The following is an 18691-nucleotide window of genomic DNA, read 5'->3' as shown; positions in this document are numbered from 1 at the left end:
CTGACTGTGGGGGTGCGGGGGGGGGATGTCGGGATCCGGGGGCGGCGGGATCCGGTGGGGACGGCTGGACCCGGGGGGGGACGGCTGGACCCGGGGGGGGGCGGGATCCCGGGGACGTCTGGTCAGTCGTCCGGCGGCAGCAGCAGCCGGGCGCTCTCCCCGGGGCCCAGCGTGAAGGCGCGGTCCGGGAGGCGCACGTCGATGGGGGCCGCCTCGGTGTGGTTGGGGACGGTGATCTCCAGGTTGCCCTGGCGCAGCCGGATGCGGACGCCCCAGTGGGCCTGGTAGCGCATGGAGAAGCCGTAGGACGAGAGTTCGGGCAGCGGGACCGGGTCGAGCCACAGGGCGCCGTCCCGGGTCTCCAGGCCGGTCAGTCCGCGCTGGACCAGGTCGAGGGTGCCGGCCATGGCTCCCAGGTGGATGCCCTCGCCGGTGGTGCCGCCCTGGATGTCGGCGATGTCGCCGCGCAGCGCCTCCTGCACGAACTCCCATGCCTCGGCGCGCCGGCAGCGGGCCAGGACCCAGCCGTGGACGAGGCCGCTGAGGGTCGAGCCGTGGCTGGTGCGGTGCAGGTAGTAGTCGACGGTGCGGCGCCAGGTCTCCTCGTCCAGGGGCATGCCGAGGCGGTGGAAGAGGGTGTGCAGTTCGGCCGGGGAGAAGAGATAGCCGAGCATCAGGACATCGGCCTGCTTGGACGCCTGGTAGCGGTTGACGGTGTCGCCCTCGGCCTCCAGGATCCGGTCCAGGCGGCGGATGTCGCCGTAGCGGTCGCGGTAGCGCTGCCAGTCGAGTTCGGCGAGGTCGCCGTAGCCGTCGAACTGGCTGATCACCCCCTGGTGGAAGGGGACGTGGAGCCTGCGGGAAACCTCGTCCCACCGGTCCAGTTCGCCGCCGTCCAGGCCGGTGCGCTCGGCGAGTTCGCGGCGGCGCGGCAGCGGCAGGGCGGTGAGCAGGTCCCGGGTGCGGGCGAGCACCCAGGCGGCGGTGACATTGGTGTACGCGTTGTCGACGAGGCCGGGTTCCTCGGCGTCCGGGTAGGCGTCGTGGTACTCGTCGGGGCCGACCACGCCCGCGATGCGGTAGCGGCCGAGCCCCGGGTCGTACACGGCGGCGTCGGCCCAGAAGCGGGCGATCTGGAGCAGGGTCTCGGCGCCCTTGGTGTGCAGGAACTCGGTGTCGCCGCTGGCCTCGCAGTACTGCCAGACGTTGTAGGCGATGGCGGAGCCCACATGGTGCTGGAGCCGGGAGTGATCGGGCAGCCAGCGGCCGGAGTTGGGGTTGAGATGCAGTTGCTGGGTCTCCTCGCGGCCGTCGCTGCCGCTCTGCCACGGGTACATGGCGCCCTGGCGGCCCGCGTCCCGGGCGGCGATCCTGGCCTGTTCGAGACGGCGGTGGCGGTAGAGCAGCAGGGCCCGGGAGACCTCGGGGAAGTGCAGATTGAGGAAGGGCAGCACGAACAGCTCGTCCCAGAACACATGCCCCCGGTACGCCTCGCCGTGCAGGCCCCGGGCGGGGACTCCGACATCGATGTCGGCGGTGTGCGGGGAGAGGGTCTGGAGGACGTGGAAGAGATGCAGCCGCAGGATCCGGCCCGCCTCGCCGGGGACGTCGAGGTCGGCGCGGCGCCACAACTGCGCCCAGGCGGTGCGGTGGGAGGCGAGCAGCCCGTCGAAGCCGGGCGCCCGGTCGACCCGGGCCAGCGCCGCGTACAGGGGGTCGCTGATCGCGGGGTCCCGGGAGGTGTGCAGGGCGACGGTCTTGTCGACGGTGGCGACGGCCCCGGGCACGAGCCGCAGGGTGAGCCGCTGGACCGCCCGGGGCGGGGTGTGGCGTACGGCGATGGCGGTGGCGGCGGTGATCCGGCTCGCCATGCCGATGCGGATGTCGGAGGTGCGGGTGCGGCAGCGCAGCCAGACGGTGTCCGGGGAGTGGGTGCCGGTGTGGGCGTGGGTGAGATGGCGGCCGTCGAGGTCGCGGTAGCGGGCCACCCCGGAGTTGCGCACCCCGCCGTCGAGGGCGGCCTCGACCTCCAGTTCCACCGGGGTGTCGGCGGTGAACTCGGTGCGCAGGGCGGCGAGATGCGGGTCGCCCATATGGACCAGACGGATCTGCCGGACCGTCAGTTCGCCACCGCCGGGCAGGCCGTAGCGGGTGCGGCGCTCCAGGGTCCCGGCGTCGAGGTGCAGGGCCTGGTGGTGGTCGAGGACGGGGGTGGTGTCCGGGGTGAGCCAGCGGTGGCCCGCCGGGCGGAAGCGCAGCGGGAGCCAGTTGGGGACGTTGACCATGTCCTCGTTGTCGACCTCGCGGCCCGCGACCACGGAGATGAGCCGGTTGTAGCAGCCGGCCACATAGGTGCCGGGGTGGTGAACGCCGTCGGCGCTGCACTCGGGGAAGGCGCCCCGGGTGGCGAAGCCGCCGTTGCCGAGGGTGCACAGGGACTCGCGCAGCCGCTGGTCGGCGGGGTCGTAGCCGTCGTACTCCCAGATCCAGCGGGTCACTCGGGCTCCTAGCGGTGGGGGGCTCGGGGGAAGGGGCCGGCGGCTGCGGTGGGGAGGGGTTGCTGCCGTGGGAAGGGGTTGCTGCGGTGGGGAGGGGTTGCTGCGGTGGGTGTGGGGGGCTTGCTGCGGTGGGGGCTCAGGGTGAGCCGGTCGGGGCGGGGCGGGCCTCGATGTCCGCCAGATGGGCGACATTGGCGCGGTCCTCGGGGTCGGTGCTGGGCCCGGCGGCGAACCAGGCGTCCAGGATCTCCCCGAGCAGGGGTTCGGAGGTCAGGCGCAGGCTCAGGGCGAGCACATTGGCGTCGTTCCAGCGGCGGGCGCCGTCCGCGGTGGCGGCGTCGGCGCACAGCGCGGCGCGCACGCCGGGCACCTTGTTGGCGGCGATGGAGGCGCCGGTGCCGGTCCAGCAGCACACCACGGCCTGGTCGGCGGTCCCGGCGGCGACCTCGCGGGCGGCGGCCTCGGAGCACACCGCCCACTGGGGGTCGTCGCCGGGGCTGAGCGCCCCGTGGACCACCACCTCGTGCCCCCGTTCGCGCAGCGCTGCCACGAGCCGGCGCGCGACGGGCTCGTCCATGTCCGAGGACACGGAGATCCTCATGCCCTGCTCCCCTCTCCCCGGGTCGGGGGACCCCGATGGTCGGCGACATCGCATTGTGGACATCGCCCCGTCCGGACCTCAACAGTGACACGACCCGCTCCGGCGGGCCCCGCGCCGACTACGCCGAACGGGCCGCACCGGCCCCGGCGCACCGCACGGCCCCGTGCCCGAACGGCTCCGCGTCCCCGCTCCCGCCGGGCCGGGTGGGCCGGTCCGGGTCATGCTGGAACCGGGAACCCCGCAGCCGGGGCGGCGGCGCGACGCGCGGTCCGCGCCGGTTCCCGACCGAAAGGGCTCCCGGCTGAAAGGGGTCCCGACCGAAAGGGCTCCGGCTGAAAGCAGGACGGGCAAGGACGGACACAGGACGCGGACACAGGACGGACGCAGGACGCACGAAGGGCGGACGGACCATGGGCCCTGCCGCAGCCGCCTCCCGGGGCGGCAGCCGGTTCGCCGCCGTGCTCGACAGCCCGCTGCTGGGCATGGCGCCCTGGATCGTCTTCTCGGTGCTGGTCGGCCCCTCCCGGTTCGAGCTGTCGGTGCTGCTCGCCCTCGCCCTCACCGCCGTCATCGTGATCGCGGGACGGCTCAGACGCCCCGGCGGCTCCCTCAAGCTGCTGGAGCTGGCGGACGCCGCCTTCTTCGCCCTGATGGCCGTGGTCGGGGCGCTGGCCTCGCCCGGGACCCACCGCTGGCTGGAGACCTACGCGGGCGAGGTGTCGAACATCGCCCTGGTCGTCATCGCCTTCGGATCGATGGCGGTACGGGTGCCCTTCACCATCCAGTACGCCCGTGAGCAGGTCGAGCCCCGGCTCTGGACCGCACCGGCCTTCCTGCACACCAACTACGTCATCACGGGGGTCTGGGGTCTGGCGTTCCTCGTCGCGGCCGTCGCCGGGGCCTACGGCGACCTCGTGCTGCGCAACCCGGGCAACCTCTGGACCGGGTGGATCATCCAGATCCTGGCGATCCTCGCCGCCCTGCGCTTCACCGCCTGGTACCCCGAGGTCGTCCGCGGACGCGCCCGGCCCGGCGGGAGCCCGCCGCCGCTGCGCGATCTGCTGGTCCCGCTGGGGAGCCTCGCGCTCCCCCTCGGTGTCGTCGTGCTCGCCTTCGACGGGGGCCCGGTCTGGTTCGCGGTCCTGCTGATCGCCGCGGGCCTGGTGCTGGGCGGTGCCCGGCGCAGAACGACGGCACACGGCGGGGCGTCCGGCTCCGGGGAGCCCCTGCCGGGCGACGGCTCCACGGAGGGCGGGCCTGCGGGCGGTGGCTCTCCGGGCGGCGGCCCATCGGACGGCGGGCCTGGGGACGGTGGCTCTGCGGGCGGCGGGCCTCCGGGCGACGGCTCCCCGGGCGGCGGGCCGCCCGGCCGGTGACGCCGGGCGCCCGAGCCCGATGACCCCGCGCCCGGGCGGCGGTCACACCGCCACGGTCGCCAGGTGGCCGGTGACCCGGCCGCCCAGGGCCGCCGAGAACAGGTCGGTGACCCGGGCCAGGGCCTCGGCGGGGGCCGGGGCCAGGGTCGTCGTGCCGTCGGCCGCCGTGCTGATGTCCTTGTCGACGGTGAACCAGCCCGGCACGATGTGCGCCGCGCCCATCGAGCTGAGCACCGGGCGCAGCGCGTAGTCGAGGGCCAGGACGTGGGCGGTGCTGCCGCCGGTGGCGAGCGGCAGCACCGTCTTGCCGGTGAGGGCGTACTGCGGCAGGACGTCCAGCAGCGTCTTGAGGAGTCCGGAGTAGGCGGCCTTGTAGACGGGCGTGCCGATGACGATGCCGTCCGCCCGCGCGAACCGGGCCGCCGCCCCGGTGATGGCGGGGTGGCCGAAGTCGGCGCCGAGCAGGGCCTCGGCGGGGAGGGTGCGGACGTCCAGGGTGGTCACCTCGTGGCCCTGGCCGCGCAGACGGTCGTCGAGGTGGCGCAGGAGGCGGGCGGTGCGGGAGGTGGCGGAAGGGCTGCCGGAGACGGACAGGACGGTGGCCATGGGCAGGGCCTTTCAGGGGGAGAGGGACGGAGCGGGGCGGGGCGGGGCGTGGCGTGGCTCAGGGGGTCAGGGGGTCACCAGGCGCTGGACTCCACCCTGATCAGCGGGGTCAGGTCGTTGCGCACGGTCTCCAGGAAGGTGACGATCTCGGCGGCCACCGAGCGGTGCTGGAGGTCGTTCAGGACGTCGTGGTGGGCGCCCCGGACCACCGCCAGCCGGGCGCGGGCCAGGGACTTGGCGGTGTGGGTGAGCGTCTCGTGGTCGGTGAGCGGGTCGGCGTCACCGGCCAGCAGCAGCACCGGCACCTCCGGCTCGGCCTGCCGGGCGGCGGTGAGCAGGGCCTCGGGGAGCGGGGTGGTGAGGGCGCCCCGGCGCACTCCGGTGTCCTCGGTGAGGGTGCCGCGGTGGGCGGGGCAGGAGGTGCGGAGGTCCAGTTCCTGTTCCCAGGTGGTGGCGGTGGCCGTGGCGGTGTGGTGGGCGGCGGGCGGACCGGCCAGGACCAGGGCGTCCGGGCGGAGGGCTGCGGGGTCGTCGTCGGGGCCGCCGTCCGGCACGGCGGCGACGGCGAGGGCTCCCGAGTCGGCGCCCAGCAGCACCAGCGGCCGGACCACCCCCTCCTCCCCCGCCGTGCCCGCGGCGGCGTCGGTGACCCGGTGGGCGAATCCGGCGGGGTCGAGGCCGGGTTCGGGGGCGTCGATCACACGGACCCGGTATGCGTCGGCGGCCAGCCGCCGGGCCAGCCGGGTGTAGGTCGCCCGGGTCTCGCCCCGGCCGGGCACCACGACGACGGTCCCGCGGGTGCGCAGACCGGCGGGGGCGTGGTGGTCGCTGTACTCGGTGGGGGCGGGGGTGGCGGTGGGGGTCGGGGCGGGGGTGGCGTCGGTCGTCATGTCGGGCTCACTCCTCGGGTCGCTGGGGGGTGGGTTCGGGGGCGGTGGCGGGTTTCCAGCCCAGGGCGGGGGCCACCTCGGTCGCGATGCGTTCCAGGGCGCGGAGCGCGGTGCCGTGGTCGAGGACGGCCGGGTTGAACTGGGTGATGAGGTCGGTGGCGACGGGCAGCACCCGCTCCCGCCGCAGCGCGGTGACGATCTCTTCGGGGTGGCCGTAGAAGCAGTGGAAGCGGCGCAGGGCCTCCTCCGGTCCCGGGCCGGGCGGGAGGGTGCCCCGGCCGGCCATGGCCAGGGCGGCGCGGTGGACGTCGTCGCGGATGTGGGCGAGGGCGGTGCGGCGGTCCTCGGCGGGAAAGACGAAGCGGGACAGTCCGACGCGGGGGCGGTGGGGGCGGTCCCAGGCGGCGAGGTAGGTGTCCGCCCAGGGGCGCTGGACCTCGTCGGTGGGGGCGTCGTGGCCGTAGGCGGCGCGGTTGAGGAGGAGGTGGGAGCCGGCCGCGGCGGCGTGGGCGGCGCCGGTGGGGCTGAAAACGCCCTGCCAGATCCGGTCGGCGAGACCGGCGGCGGGCGGCGGCTGGATACGGAAGCCGGGGGCGCCGACCTCCTCGCCGGACAGGGCGGCGCGGAGCACCCGGAGATGGTCGCTGGTGAGCCGGCGTCTGCGGTCGGGGTCCTTGCCGAAGGCCGTGTACTCCAGGGTGCCGGAGCCGCTGCCGACGCCGATCTCGACCCGGCCGCCGCTGAGGATGTCGACGGTGGCGATGTCCTCGGCGAGCCGGACCGGGTCCTCCAGCGGGAGGACGGTGACGGCGGTGCCGAGCCGGATGCGGCGGGTGCGGGCGGCGGCGTGGGCGAGGAAGGTCCAGGGCGAGGAGAGTCCGCCGCCGCCCGGCGCCACATGGTGCTGGGCGACCCAGCCGATGTCGAAGCCGAGCTGGTCGGCGGCGACGAACAGGTCCTGGGCGTCGCGGTAGGCGCGAGCGAAGTCCTGGTCGCGGCCCTGCACATGGGTGAGGAAGCCGAGCCGCAGGCGGGGTGCGCCCATCAGGCCGGGACACCGTCGGGCGCGGGGCGCTCCCGGGTCCAGCGGTTGGCCGGGACCGGCAGGCCCAGGTTGCCGCGCAGGGTGTCGGCGGTGTACTCGGTGCGGAACAGGCCGCGCTTCTGGAGGATCGGGACGACGCCGTCCACGAACAGGGTCAGCTCGTCCTCGGTGCGGAAGGCGAGGTTGATGCCGTCGAAGGTGCCCGCCCGGAACCACTCCTCGATGGTGTCGGCGACCGTCTCCGGTGCCCCGACGAACGGCGAGGCGTGGAACTCCGACACCAGTCCGGCGACCTGGCGCAGGGTCAGGTTCTCGGCGCGGGCGCGCGCGATGAGCTGGGCGGCGCCGGTGCGCCCGCCCTTCTCGGCGAGGTGGGCGACGTCGGGGAAGGGGGCGTCCAGGTCGTGGGCGCCGAAGTCGTAGGCGCCGAAGGAGCGGCCGAGGAGGGCGAGATTGCGGTCGAAGTCGTTGTCCTCCTCGAAGATCTCCCGCTCGCGGCGGCGGGCCGCCCCGTCGGTGGCGGCGACGACCGGGCCGCCGTGGATGAAGATCTTGATGTGCTCGGGGTCGCGGCCGTGGGCGGCGGTACGGGACTTGATGTCGGCGTAGTACCGCTGGGCCTGCTGGAGGCTGCCGCCGGGGGCGTAGATGCCCTCGGCGACCCGGGCGGCCAGGTCGCGGCCCTCCTCGGAGACCCCGGCCTGGAAGATCACCGGCTGGCCCTGCGGGGAGCGGGAGAGGTTGAGGGGGCCCGCCACCCGGAAGTGCTCGCCCTCGTGGTCGAGGCGGTGCAGCTTGTCCGGGTCGAGGAAGAGGTCGCGGGCCACGTCCGCCGGGAAGGCGTCGTCCTCGTAGGAGTCCCACAGGCCCTGGGCGACCTGGACGAACTCCAGGGCGCGGGCGTAGCGGGTGGCGTAGTCGAGGTGTTCGTCGAGGCCGAAGTTGCGGGCGGCGCCGGTGTCGAAGCTGGTCACCACGTTCCAGCCGGCCCGGCCGCCGCTGATGTGGTCCAGGGAGGCGAAGCGGCGGGCCAGGTTGAAGGGGGAGTTGTAGGTGGAGCTGGCGGTGCCGACGAGGCCGAGGTGCCGGGTGTGGGTGGCGACGGCGGAGAGCAGGGTGAGGGGCTCCAGCCGGTTGAGGTAGTGGGCGGGGTAGGTGTGGTTGATGAACTGGCTGTCCACGATGAACAGGGCGTCGAACAGGGCGTGTTCGGCGGCCTGCGCCTGGCGGATGTAGTACTGGATGTCGATGCTGGCGTTCTTCGCGACGCGCGGGTCCTTCCACAGCCCGTGCTGGCCGGGGCCGCCGACTCCGTAGGGGTGCAGGGCGAGATGGAGGGTGCGGGACATGGGCGGGTCCTTCCGAAGCGGGATGGGGTCGGGCGGGGCGGGGCAGGGTGGTCGGTGGTGCTGGTCAGACGTGCAGGAGGGCGCGGAGTGCCTCGCGTTCGGCGCGGTCGGCGGGGGCCGCGCGCAGGGTGGGCGCGGAGCGCACCAGGAGGCGGGTGTACGGGTGCCGGGGGCGGGCCACGACCTCGCGGGCGGGGCCGGTCTCGACGAGTTCGCCGCGGTGCAGGACCGCGATCCGGTCGGCGGTCCCGGCGACCGAGCCGAGGTCGTGGGAGATGAAGACGAGGGCGGTCCCGGCCGCGCGCAGTTCCTTGAGGATGGTGAGGATCTGGACGCGGTTGGCGGCGTCCAGGGCGCTGACCGGTTCGTCCAGGATGATCAGCCGGGGTGCGGTGACCAGGGCGCGGGCGACGGCGACGCGCTGGCGCTGCCCGCAGGACAGCTCGCCGGGCAGCCGGTCCAGCAGGTCCCCGTCCAGATGCACCCGGGCGAGCTGGGTCCGGGCGCGGGCGGCGGCCTCGGCGGCGGCCACGCCCCGCACGAGGAGCGGTTCGGCCAGGGAGGCGGCGACGGTGAGATCGGGGTCGAGACTGCGCAGGGGGTCCTGGAAGACGTATTGGAGCACGCCCCGGCGGCGCAGGTCGCGCCACTGGCGGGGGCTGTGGGAGGTGACCTCCTCGCCGTCGAGGACGATGGATCCGGCGGTGGCGGGGACCAGGCCGAGGACGGTCCGGGCGAGGGTGGACTTGCCGGAGCCGGTCTCGCCGATGATGCCGAGGATCTCGCCGGGCGAGACGGTCAGGGCGATGTCGTGCAGGATGCGGCGGCGGCGCCGGCGGGGGCCGTAGTGGACCTCCAGGCCGGAGACCTCCAGGACGGGGCGGGGGTCGCCGGTGGCGGGCTGTTCGCGGGGCTGCCGTTCGGTCACGGCGTCTCCTCGGGGGCGGGGCCGGATTCGGGTTCGGCGGGGCCGGATTCCGGTTGCGGGGCGGGGTCGAGGAACTGCTCCAGGCCGTACTGCTCGTGCTCGTCGACCAGGAGCCGGGTGTAGGGGTGGCGCGGGGTGTGCAGGACCTGGGCGGTGGGGCCCTGTTCGACGACCTCTCCGTGGCGCATGACGAGGACCTCGTCGCAGAGCTGGGCGACGACGGCCAGGTCGTGGGAGACCACGACGAGGGCGAGCCCGGCGCGTTCGCGCAGGTCGGCGAGGAGGTCGAGGATCTCGGCCTGGACCGTGACATCGAGCGCGGTGGTGGCCTCGTCGGCGATCAGGACGGCGGGGTCGGCGGCGACGGCCGCGGCGATCAGGACGCGCTGGAGCATGCCGCCGGACAGTTCGTGCGGGTACTGCCCGTACACCAGCTCGGGGTCGCGCAGCCTGACGTCCGCGAGGAGTTCGAGGGCGCGGCGGCGGGCGGCCCGCCGGGACGCCTTCTTCTTGACCCGGACGACCTCGGCGATCTGGGCGCCGACCGGCAGCGAGGGGTTGAGGTAGGAGGCGGGGTCCTGGAAGACGGCGGCGATGGTGGTGCCGCGCAGCTCGGTCCAGCGGGCGGGGCTGAGTCCGGCGATGTCGCTGCCGGCGAGTTCGATGGTTCCCCCGGCGATCTCGAACCGCTCGGGCAGGATGCCGAGGGCCGCCCGGCAGGTGAGGGTCTTGCCGCTGCCGGACTCGCCGACGATGCCGACCACCCGGCCGGGGGTGAGGGTGAATCCGACGCCGTGGACGGTGTCGTGGCCGGTGAGACGGTCGCGGATACGGACATCGCGGAGGGCGAGAACGGGGGCGCCTTCGGGGTTCGGGGCGCCCTTTCGTTCCTCGGCGCCCGGGACGGGGGTCCCCTCGGGAGCGGCCGGAGCAGGCTCCCCCGGGGACACCGGCCGCGTGGTCCGGTCGGGGACGATCTCGTCCGGGACGGTCGTCGTCGCCATCACGCACCCCCTCCGGTCGCCGCGGACCGCGCCCGCTCCGCGCGGGCCGCGCGGCCCGCCAGCAGGGCCCGGCCCGCCTCGCCCGACACATCGCGGACGGCGTCGGCGAGGAGGTTGCTCGCCCAGACCGTGGCCATGATGAGGAGGGCGGGGGCCACCGGTGCCCAGGGCCGCTGGGCGAGATAGCCGAGGTCGGAGGCGAGGAGCCCGCCCCAGGTGGGGTCGGGTGGCTGTACGCCGATGCCGAGGAACGTCAGGCTGGAGACGATGACGAAGCCGACGCCGATGGTCTGGGCGAGGGCGACCGCGATCGGCGGCAGCACCTTGAGCGCCACGTGCCTGCGCACCACCCGGCCGACCGAGGCCCCGGACAGCAGCGCGGCCTCGACGTACGGGGAGCGGGCGACGGTGAGGGTGGCGGCGCGGGAGACCCGGTAGAACAGCGGCGCCACCAGGACGCCGGTGACCAGCATGGCCTGGGTGAGGCCGTTGCCGAGGAGCGCGATCACGGCGACCGCGAACAGCAGGAACGGCAGCGCCACCAGGGTGTCGGCCAGCCGCAGGGTGACCCACTCGAAGGTGCGGCCCCAGTAGACGGAGAGCACTCCGGGCACGGTCCCCACGACCAGTGCGGTGACGGCGACTTCGAGGGCGCCGAGGACGCTGAGGCGGGAGCCGTCCAGGAGGCGGCTGAGGACATCGCGGCCGAGGTAGTCGGTGCCGAGCCAGTGCCCGGTGGACACCGGGGCGAGCACCTGGTCGCTGGTGGCGAGGGGGTCCTGCGGGGCGAGCAGCGGGCCGAGCAGGGCCAGCAGGGCGACGGCGGCGAGGATGCCGGTGGCGATCCGGCCCGACGGCAGGGCGAGGACACGGCGGAACACGGGGTCACACCCCCCTCTGGGCGGCCGGGGTGACCCGGGCCAGCACCAGGTTGACGACGAGGTTGAAGGCGACGACCAGGGCGATGGACACCACCAGGACGCCCTGGACGGCGGGGACGTCCCCGGCCTGGGCGGAGTCGTTGGCGAAGCGGCCGAAGCCCTGGAGGCCGAAGATCCACTCGGTGACGACGGAGGCGCCGACGAGGGCGGGGAACTTCAGGCCGAGGGTGGCGAGCGCGGGGCCGAGTCCGTTGCGCAGGACATGGCCGAAGAAGATCCGCCGGGGGCTGAGCCCTCGGACGATCGCGCCGGTCACGTAGTTCTCCCGGTACGCGGCGACCAGGCTGCCGCGCAGTTGGCGGGCGACATCGGCGATCACATCGAAGCTGAGGGCGATGGCGGGCAGGGTGATGTGGGCGAGCCAGGGGCCGAGTCCGTCGGCGGCGGGGACGTATCCGGCGGACGGGAAGAGGCCGAGGCCGACCGCGAACACCGCCACCAGCACGATCCCGACGACGAACGGCGGCATCACCGAGATGACCGTGACGAAGCCGGTGACGGCCCGGTCGATCCAGGTGGTGCGGCGCAGCGCGGCGAGGGTGCCGAGGGCGAAGCCCGCGCTCACGCCGATGAGCAGGGCGAGGGTGGCGACCGAGAGGCTGACACCCAGGCCGAGGCCGATGAGGGTGGAGATGTCGGCGCCATTGGTCCAGCTCACGCCCAACTGGCCCTGGAACACCCCGGCGAGCCAGTCGCCGTACTGGACCAGGAACGGCCGGTCCAGGCCCCATTCGGCCTCGACGCGGGCGATGGCCTCGGGGGTGGCCTGTTCGCCGAGCTGGATGCGGGCGGGGCTGAGGCCGCTGAGCGAGCGCAGGGCGAAGGTCACGAACGTGGCGACCAGGAACACCGGTACGAAGATCGCGACCGACCGGGCGAGAGTGGCCAGGACCCGGCCGAGGACTCTGCGGGCGCGGGCCGTGCCCGGCCTGCGAGCGGGGCGGGGCGGGGTGGCCGCCCGCGCCTCGGTCGTCGTCATGTGCTCCTCCTTTCTCGGGGGGGTGGACGGGGTGTCAGCCGGTGGCGCCGGAGATGGTGACGCCGGTCCAGTCGATGTGGGCGGGGTTCTTGGGCAGGTCGGAGATGGTGCTGCTCTTGGCGATGAGGTTGGGCTGCGAGTAGGTGAAGACCAGGGCGCGGCTGGCGAGTCCGGCGCGGGTGGCGGCCTGGAGACTGGCCTCGTAGTCGGGTGCGTCCAGGGGGGTCTGGCGGACCTTGGCGACGGCGTCGGCGAAACCGGCGGGCTCATGGGGCGAGCTGAGGTTCAGGGGTCCGTCGGGGCCGAAGTGGGCGGTGAGCGTCTGGACGGCGGAGTCGCGTCCGGTGGTGCCGTAGAGGGAGAAGGTGAGGTCCTTGGCGAAGAACGGGGTGGCCCAGTTCTTGTCGATCGTGATGTCGACGGTGATCCCGACGGCGGCGAGCTGGGACTGGACGATCTCCGCCTGCGGGTCCTCGGCCGGGATGACCAGGTCGAGGGTGATCTCGCCGCTGTCGTAGCCCGCGTCGGCGAGGAGCTGCCGGGACTTCTCCGGGTCGTAGGGGTAGGCGTTCTCGGACTCGGGGTCGTAGGCCACATAGCCCTTGGGGAAGGGCTGGTCCGTCACCTCGCCGTAGCCGAAGGTGAGTTTGTCGACGAACTCCTCGCGGTTGACGGCGTGCCGTACGGCGTCGACGACATCGGGGTTGTCGAAGGGGGCCTTGTTGATGTTCAGGCTGAGGTTGGAGGCGTTGAAGCCGGGCTGGACGAAGACAGCGAGTCCGGCGTCCTCGGCGGCCTCGGCCTGGCTGGGGTCGATGTCGGCGAAGTTGTAGACGCCGGTGCGCAGTCCGTTGACGACGGTGGCGGCGTCGGGCGCGGAGGTCAGCTCGACCTGGTCGATATGGATGTTCTCGGCGTCCCAGTACTCCGGGTTCTTCTTCAGGACGACCTTGGTGCCGGGGACGAGCTGGGTCACGGTGAAGGGGCCCGCGCCGATGGGCTGCTGGTCCAGTTTCTCCGGGTCCGCCGCCGCCTTGGGGCTGGCGATCTGGAGCACCCGCTGTCCGAGGAGCTGGGGGATCTGGTAGTCGACCTGGGTGAGGTGGACGGTGGCGTCGAGTCCGTCGGCGGTCACGGACTCGATGGAGGTGAGGTCGCCGAAGAGGGCGGAGTTCTTCTGTTCCTTGGCCCGCTCGATGGCCGCCTTGACGGCGGCGCCGTCGACGGGTTCACCGTCGCTGAAGGTGAGGCCGGGGCGGAGGTGGAAGGTGATCTCGTCGCCCGTGTCGTTGTACTCCCAGCTCTCGGCCAGGTCGGGCACCGCGGTGCCGTTCTCGTCGGTGCGGGTCAACGAGGCGTAGACCAGGGCGAGTTCGCGGAACTGGGCGCCGCTGCCGCTGACCACCGGGTCCCAGTGGGTGGGGAAGTAGGACGAGGTCCACTTGAGGGTGGCGGTGCCGGTACCGGCGCCGGCCTCGCCGCCGCAGGCGCTGAGCGCGGGGACGAGCACGGTGAGCAGGGCGGCGCCGAGCGCGGTGGAGCGCAGGGTGCGGCGGCGGGAGGGGGTCGCGGGGGCGGGGGCGGGACGGCGCTGGAGCAGACGTACGGGCATGGGTTTCTTTCTGCGAGGGTGCGCCCCGGTGCGGGGCGGTGGACCCCGGGACCGGCACACCGCGGCACCGGCGCACGGCGGCAGCGGCATGCGTCGGGGCACGGACGGGGGCACGGGTCGGCGCACGGTTCGGGGTGCGCCGGGGGCGGGGTGGACGGCGTCGGCGGTACGCGGGACCGGTCCGGGCGGGACCGGGAGGACGGCGGACACCGCGTCAGGGGTTGCCGGAACGGGCGCGCTCAGGGGCGCGGTACGGCGGGAGCGGCACGGCTGCGGGAAGGTCGGCCGAGGGGCCGCGGGAGCCGTGGGCGGTGGGACGGGGGCGGGTCAGCGACAGAGAGCGCTACAGGTGCGCCGCAGGTCCACGTAGCGGCACACCACACCGGGGTGCGTCGTGAGCATGCGGCAATCCTGGGGCCGGTTCTCGCCGTCTGTCAATGGACACCTTTTGATGTCTCATGGGGCGGGACGGGCCCGGTCGTCTTGATGGCTCACGGGGCGGGACGGGCCCGGTCGCCGTCGCCGTCGTTCCGGCGCCGGGGGTGCGGGGGCCGGTGGGCGGGCGGTTCGGCGCGGGGTCGGCGCGCGGTGTCAGCCGGGCGCGGGGGTGGTCGCCGGGTGCACGGCGGCCTCCTCGGGGTGCAGCCACAGGGGGGCGTTCGCGGTGTCGATCCGGACGGCCCCGGCGGGCGGCCAGGCGCCGCGGGTCAGCGTCCGGCGCTCGGGGTCGGTGAGGCTGCGGTAGTGCTCCAGGGCCCGGCCGGCGGGCAGTCGGGGCGGGGTGGGCGGCGGGGGCGGGGCGAGCGCGCCGACGGCCGCCGCGTACTCCTCGTACGGGCGCCAGCCGGGGACCACCCGGTGGGTGCGGCCGGACCGGACGAGGAGGGTGGGCAGGGCGTAGCGGAAGCCGCCGTCGGGGGTCTCCTTGGCGGTGCCCGGGTGGGGCGAGGCGCCGGGGGCCGGTCGGTGTGCCTCGGGGACGGGTCTGCGGGCCTCGGCGCGGTCGGCCCGGACGCCCTCGCGGACCCGGTCGGAGGCCGCGTCGGCGGTGAGCCGGGCGAGGTCCAGGGCCCGGCATCCGGTGGTGGCGGCGAGGGCGGCGGGCAGCGTGTCCGCGGGGCTGCCCAGCACGAACACGGTCTCCCGCAGCCGGCGCAGGACCCGGTCGGCGATCTCGGGGCCCTGGAGTTCGGCCGCCTTGGCGACCAGGGAGGCCGGCCAGGAACTCGCCGCGACCCGGTCCAGCCGGAGGGCGCGCGGGGCGCCGGTGTGGGTGGCGATCTCCTCGACGTACCGGGCGTACCAGGCGGTCTCGGCGGCGGGGTCGGGGGCGGGGTCGTCATCGTCGTCGAAGAGGACGCAGAACACCCGGCGCCAGACGGCCCGTCCGGCGACGGCGGCGCGCAGCTTCCGGAAGACGGGTTCCGCGCCCCAGGCCCAGGGGCACAACGGGTCGGTGTACTCGACCACTTCGAGCGGCGGCGGCCCGGGTGGGGCGCTCACGCCGCGCCCTGCCGGCTCAGCGGCCGGTCCCGGTCGGCGGCCCCGTCCTCGGGGAGCAGGGAGGCGACGGTCACCCCGCCGAGGATCGCGGCGGCCTCGGCCTCGATCCGCCGCCAGATGCCGGGGAGCCGGGTGGCGGCCCCGGGGTAGGCGAGCGCGCCGGGGGTCTCGCCGCGCAGGGTGAGCAGTTCGCCGTCCACGGCGCGGGAGACGTCGAGCAGGGTGATGGTGTCGGCGGGGCGGCCGAGCCAGTAGCCGCCCTCGCAGCCGCGCTGGCTGCGGACCAGGCCCGCTCTGCGCAACTCGCCGACGACGGATTTCAGGAAGCGGAACGGGATCTGCTGTGCGGAGGCGATGGCCTCACAGGTGAGCGGGCGGTCCGGTTCGCGGGCGAGTTCCAGCAACGCCCGTGCGGCGTAGTCCGCCTTCGCGGAGATATGCATCACCCCATCATGCCCGACCGGGCGGCCGTCGCAGGGGCGTCGCCCGGCCATCCTCGCGGTGGCCGTACCGCTTCATTGCGGGAACATTGCCGCAGGTGAACGAGAATGGACACCTCTTGACGTCCTTTACGGACCGCGCCTAGCGTCGCCAGCCATGAGCGAGCCCGTGACCCTTCCCGGCGAAGGCTTCCACCCCCATCTGCCCGGCACTCCCCCGGAGCCGGTGGCGCCCCTGAGCACCCGGCTGCACCACATCCGCGCCGACGCGCTCGACGGTGACACCGCCCAGACCGGGGGCATGCGCAGGTTCGCGGCGGTGAGCGGCCGGGCGGTCGGGTCGGAGAAGCTGTGGATGGGCCAGACCCATGTCGCCCCGTCCACCTCGTCCTCCGACCACCATCACGGCGAGTCCGAGACGGCCATCTATGTGGTCAGCGGGCACCCGGAGTTCGTGTTCCTCGACGGCACCGGGGACGGCGGCGAGGAGGTGCGGCTGCGGACCTCGCCCGGCGACTACATCTTCGTCCCGCCCTTCGTCCCGCACCGCGAGGAGAACCCGGATCCGGCCGAGGAGGCGGTGGTGGTGATCGCGCGCTCCACGCAGGAGGCGATCGTGGTCAATCTGCCGGAGCTGTACGCCCTGCCCGCCAACGGCAACTGACGGGGCCTCAGCCGGTGGTCAGCACCATCCGGAAGCGGGCCTGACCGGAGAGCATCCGCGCGAAGGCGTCGCCGACGTCCGCGAGCGGCACGGTCTCGGTCATCGGGCGGATGTGGTGCAGGACGCTGAAGGCCATGGTGTCGGCCACGTCCTGGGCGGTGCCCGAGGGGTGGCCGCGCAGGACGTACGCCTTGAAGATCAGGTCGGCCGGGCTGATGCCGAGGGGGGCGGTGTCCGCGCCGATGACGACGAGTTCACCGCGCGGCGCGAGCCCGGGGACGACGGCGGTGATCGCCTCCGAGCTGCCCGCGGTGGCCAGCACCACCCGGGCCCCGCCCAGCGCGGCCAGCGCCTCGCCGGGCGGGGTGGCGCCGGTGGTGTCGAGGTAGTGGTGCGCGCCCAGTCGCTTCGCGAAGTCGGCCTTCTGCGGGCCCCGGGCGAGGGCGGCGGTCTCGAAGCCCATGGCGACGGCGTACTGCACCGCCAGATGCCCGAGGCCGCCGAGCCCGAGGACCGCGACCAGGTCCCCGGACCGGGCGGAGCTGCGCCGCAGCCCGTTGAAGACGGTCACCCCGGCGCAGGCCATCGGCCCGGCGTCGGCGGCCGTGAGGGCGTCGGGGATCCGGGCCAGGGCGTCGACGGGGGCGATCACCTGCTCGGCGAAGCCGCCGTCGTAGGCCCAGCCCGGGACCTTCAGTTCCCGGCAGACGATGAAGTCGCCCGAGCGGCAGGGGACGCAGTGGCCGCAGCTCCCGCCGAACCAGCCGACCGCGACCCGGTCGCCGACCGCCCAGCCGTACTCCGCGGCCCGCTCGCCCAGGGCCGCCACGCGTCCGGCGATCTCGTGCCCCGGCACCTCGGGGAAGGTGACACCGGGCAGCGCCCCCGCCACGAAGGCGGCGTCGCTGTGGCAGACACCGCACGCCTCCACGGCGATCCTGACGTGCCCGGGGGGCGGGTCGGGGATCTCCCGCTCGGTGAGTGCGAAGGCGCCGTTCGGGGCGGTCACCTGGGCGACCCGGTAGGTGCTCATCCTCAGTCCTCCACCACGGCCCTGTGCGACACGGGCGTGCCTTCTTCGAGGATGACCACTGTGTCCGCGGGCGACAACTCGGGCGGAGTCAGGGTCGCGGTTCGGATTCGGTGGCCGTTGCGCCGGAGCGGGCGGCCAGGGCGCTCAGATGGGCCTCGATGTACGGGACGGCGGCCTTGTCGAGTTCGCCCGGGATGAAGGCGGGCTGGACATTGACCTCGAAGACCACCCCGCCCTGCTCGATCGCCAGGTCGACCCCGGCGAACGGCAGACCCATCGAGGCGGTGGCGGCGACGGCCAGTTCGGTGAGCCGGGGGTCCAGGGCGGCGGGCTCGATGAAGACGGCGGTGGCGCCCTGGCTGGTGTTGCAGGGCTGGTCGGGCCGGGGCTGGAGATGCTCACGGGCGTGCACCACCCGGCCGTGCAGCACGAAGACCCGGAACTGGTGGCGGGCCCCGTCGGCGGTGATGTTCCCGGCGTCCCGGGACAGCATCCAGTCGGTGCCGCGCCCGGCGTAGAAGGCGCGGACCTGCTCCAGGCGGTCGAGGTCGGTGACATGGAAGGTGTCGTGGCCGCCGGTGCCGATCACCGGGCGGGCCCAGACGTCCCCGCCGAGCTTCTCGAAGGCCGCGGCGGCCTCCTGGGGGCTGGGCCGGGACAGGACGGTGGTCTCCATGTGGGCGATGCCGTCGCGCTGGAAGCGCTCGACGGTGAGGTTCTTCTCGGTGGCCGTGCGCCAGGCGGCGACCCCGGTGCCCAGGGTGACCGCGTCGTGGCGCTCCAGCAGGCGCTGGAACCCGGCCAGGGTGTGGCGGGTGTGCGGCGGGATCTCGTACAGGACCACCACGTCCGGTTCCACCCCGGTGGGCGCGTCGGGGACGGTCAGCCGCAGCCGGTTCCCGGAGGGGACGGCGCGGCCGGTGCCGCCGGTGGCGAAGTGCCGGGAGTCGATCCGCACCGGGGGCAGGCCGGTGAGCTGCTCCACCGCCGCGGCGAGGACATCGCCGCAGCCTTCGGGCGAGGTGGGATCGGTGACGAGGGCGACGCACGGTCGGGACACAGCAGCCTCCAGCGGCTTCGGGGCGCGCCGGTGGAGCCGCGCAGTTCCGACTGCGCGGCGGCCGGGCGCTCTCACGGGTGGTGCCTGACACGCGCGGCCACCGGCGTCCGTCGCTCGCCGCCCTGGCCGGTACCCGGTGTGGGGTCCGGGTCGGCGGGGCCG

The 18691-nt window shown here is 74.5% G+C and carries 17 protein-coding genes; 2 read left to right on the top strand and 15 right to left on the bottom strand.

Translation table 11 applies throughout. The features are described 5' to 3' along the window. Positions 1-122: 122 nt before the first annotated feature. Together AB0O01_RS11130 and AB0O01_RS11125 are read right to left on the bottom strand one after the other, a co-directional pair. A complete protein-coding gene (locus AB0O01_RS11130) occupies positions 123-2498 on the bottom strand; it encodes a glycosyl hydrolase family 65 protein (RefSeq protein ID WP_365312262.1) in 2376 nt (791 codons plus the stop codon). A 136-nt stretch (positions 2499-2634) separates the two neighbouring features. After that, the gene (locus AB0O01_RS11125) at positions 2635-3099 is read right to left on the bottom strand and encodes an RpiB/LacA/LacB family sugar-phosphate isomerase (protein WP_365312261.1); all 465 of its coding nucleotides are present in this window, start codon (positions 3097-3099) and stop codon (positions 2635-2637) included. A 410-nt stretch (positions 3100-3509) separates the two neighbouring features. On the opposite strand from AB0O01_RS11125, the gene AB0O01_RS11120 reads away from it, so the two are divergent. Beyond that, positions 3510-4475, top strand: coding sequence for a hypothetical protein (locus AB0O01_RS11120; protein WP_365312260.1), 966 nt, complete (start codon positions 3510-3512; stop codon positions 4473-4475). Between the two features lie 42 nt (positions 4476-4517). Here AB0O01_RS11120 and ssuE read toward each other — a convergent pair whose 3' ends face one another. From ssuE to AB0O01_RS11065, 11 genes are all read right to left on the bottom strand, one after another. Beyond that, positions 4518-5081: an NADPH-dependent FMN reductase gene (gene ssuE, locus AB0O01_RS11115; RefSeq protein WP_365312259.1), complete on the bottom strand. Its 564-nt coding sequence runs from the start codon at positions 5079-5081 to the stop codon at positions 4518-4520. 74 nt (positions 5082-5155) lie between these two features. After that, positions 5156-5971, bottom strand: coding sequence for an alpha/beta hydrolase (locus AB0O01_RS11110; protein ID WP_365312257.1), 816 nt, complete (start codon positions 5969-5971; stop codon positions 5156-5158). Between the two features lie 7 nt (positions 5972-5978). Then, on the bottom strand, positions 5979-7016 hold the full coding sequence (locus AB0O01_RS11105) for an LLM class flavin-dependent oxidoreductase (protein WP_365312255.1): 1038 nt from the start codon (positions 7014-7016) through the stop codon (positions 5979-5981). Continuing rightward, complete coding sequence (locus AB0O01_RS11100; RefSeq protein ID WP_365312254.1) at positions 7016-8365, bottom strand: NtaA/DmoA family FMN-dependent monooxygenase; 1350 nt, start codon at positions 8363-8365, stop codon at positions 7016-7018. Before AB0O01_RS11100 ends, AB0O01_RS11105 begins: the two co-directional genes overlap by 1 nt. 64 nt (positions 8366-8429) lie before the next feature. Further along, positions 8430-9293, bottom strand: a complete 864-nt coding sequence (locus tag AB0O01_RS11095) for an ABC transporter ATP-binding protein (protein ID WP_365312252.1) — start codon at positions 9291-9293, stop codon at positions 8430-8432. Beyond that, positions 9290-10297, bottom strand: coding sequence for an ABC transporter ATP-binding protein (locus AB0O01_RS11090; RefSeq protein ID WP_365312250.1), 1008 nt, complete (start codon positions 10295-10297; stop codon positions 9290-9292). Before AB0O01_RS11090 ends, AB0O01_RS11095 begins: the two co-directional genes overlap by 4 nt. After that, complete coding sequence (locus AB0O01_RS11085; protein ID WP_365312249.1) at positions 10297-11178, bottom strand: ABC transporter permease; 882 nt, start codon at positions 11176-11178, stop codon at positions 10297-10299. The genes AB0O01_RS11090 and AB0O01_RS11085 overlap by 1 nt, the downstream gene beginning before the upstream one ends. Positions 11179-11182: 4 nt before the next feature. After that, on the bottom strand, positions 11183-12217 hold the full coding sequence (locus tag AB0O01_RS11080; protein WP_365312248.1) for an ABC transporter permease: 1035 nt from the start codon (positions 12215-12217) through the stop codon (positions 11183-11185). 34 nt (positions 12218-12251) lie between these two features. Continuing rightward, on the bottom strand, positions 12252-13829 hold the full coding sequence (locus AB0O01_RS11075) for an ABC transporter substrate-binding protein (RefSeq protein ID WP_365312246.1): 1578 nt from the start codon (positions 13827-13829) through the stop codon (positions 12252-12254). A 591-nt stretch (positions 13830-14420) separates the two neighbouring features. Then, positions 14421-15332 (bottom strand): DsbA family protein, encoded by a 912-nt coding sequence (locus AB0O01_RS11070; RefSeq protein ID WP_365312244.1) that lies wholly within the window; start codon positions 15330-15332, stop codon positions 14421-14423. Then, positions 15329-15775 carry an Rrf2 family transcriptional regulator gene (locus AB0O01_RS11065; protein ID WP_365312243.1) on the bottom strand — a complete coding sequence of 149 codons (447 nt, stop codon included), beginning with the start codon at positions 15773-15775 and terminating at the stop codon, positions 15329-15331. The genes AB0O01_RS11070 and AB0O01_RS11065 overlap by 4 nt, the downstream gene beginning before the upstream one ends. 154 nt (positions 15776-15929) lie before the next feature. On the opposite strand from AB0O01_RS11065, the gene AB0O01_RS11060 reads away from it, so the two are divergent. Continuing rightward, positions 15930-16436 carry a cupin domain-containing protein gene (locus AB0O01_RS11060; protein WP_365312241.1) on the top strand — a complete coding sequence of 169 codons (507 nt, stop codon included), beginning with the start codon at positions 15930-15932 and terminating at the stop codon, positions 16434-16436. Between the two features lie 7 nt (positions 16437-16443). On the opposite strand, the gene AB0O01_RS11055 is transcribed toward AB0O01_RS11060, so the two are convergent. Together AB0O01_RS11055 and AB0O01_RS11050 are read right to left on the bottom strand one after the other, a co-directional pair. Then, positions 16444-17469, bottom strand: a complete 1026-nt coding sequence (locus AB0O01_RS11055; RefSeq protein ID WP_365312240.1) for an alcohol dehydrogenase catalytic domain-containing protein — start codon at positions 17467-17469, stop codon at positions 16444-16446. Positions 17470-17557: 88 nt separating this feature from the next. Continuing rightward, the gene (locus AB0O01_RS11050; protein WP_365312238.1) at positions 17558-18529 is read right to left on the bottom strand and encodes an alpha-L-glutamate ligase; all 972 of its coding nucleotides are present in this window, start codon (positions 18527-18529) and stop codon (positions 17558-17560) included. Positions 18530-18691: the final 162 nt, after the last annotated feature.

Source organism: Streptomyces sp. NPDC093252, assembly GCF_040683675.1.
GTDB lineage: Bacteria > Actinomycetota > Actinomycetes > Streptomycetales > Streptomycetaceae > Streptomyces.
The sequence above is the reverse complement of the archived record's forward strand: the minus strand, read 5'-3'. Positions and strand labels throughout refer to the sequence as shown.

Excerpts from the sequence above, each read along its gene's own strand:
- AB0O01_RS11055 (WP_365312240.1), bottom strand. The coding sequence starts at position 17,469 with ATGAGCACCTACCGGGTCGCCCAGGTGACCGCCCCGAACGGCGCCTTC.
- AB0O01_RS11120 (WP_365312260.1), top strand. The coding sequence starts at position 3,510 with ATGGGCCCTGCCGCAGCCGCCTCCCGGGGCGGCAGCCGGTTCGCCGCC.
- AB0O01_RS11080 (WP_365312248.1), bottom strand. The coding sequence starts at position 12,217 with ATGACGACGACCGAGGCGCGGGCGGCCACCCCGCCCCGCCCCGCTCGC.
- AB0O01_RS11110 (WP_365312257.1), bottom strand. The coding sequence starts at position 5,971 with ATGACGACCGACGCCACCCCCGCCCCGACCCCCACCGCCACCCCCGCC.
- AB0O01_RS11105 (WP_365312255.1), bottom strand. The coding sequence starts at position 7,016 with ATGGGCGCACCCCGCCTGCGGCTCGGCTTCCTCACCCATGTGCAGGGC.
- AB0O01_RS11060 (WP_365312241.1), top strand. The coding sequence starts at position 15,930 with ATGAGCGAGCCCGTGACCCTTCCCGGCGAAGGCTTCCACCCCCATCTG.
- ssuE (WP_365312259.1), bottom strand. The coding sequence starts at position 5,081 with ATGGCCACCGTCCTGTCCGTCTCCGGCAGCCCTTCCGCCACCTCCCGC.
- AB0O01_RS11100 (WP_365312254.1), bottom strand. The coding sequence starts at position 8,365 with ATGTCCCGCACCCTCCATCTCGCCCTGCACCCCTACGGAGTCGGCGGC.
- AB0O01_RS11125 (WP_365312261.1), bottom strand. The coding sequence starts at position 3,099 with ATGAGGATCTCCGTGTCCTCGGACATGGACGAGCCCGTCGCGCGCCGG.
- AB0O01_RS11090 (WP_365312250.1), bottom strand. The coding sequence starts at position 10,297 with ATGGCGACGACGACCGTCCCGGACGAGATCGTCCCCGACCGGACCACG.
- AB0O01_RS11065 (WP_365312243.1), bottom strand. The coding sequence starts at position 15,775 with ATGCATATCTCCGCGAAGGCGGACTACGCCGCACGGGCGTTGCTGGAA.
- AB0O01_RS11075 (WP_365312246.1), bottom strand. The coding sequence starts at position 13,829 with ATGCCCGTACGTCTGCTCCAGCGCCGTCCCGCCCCCGCCCCCGCGACC.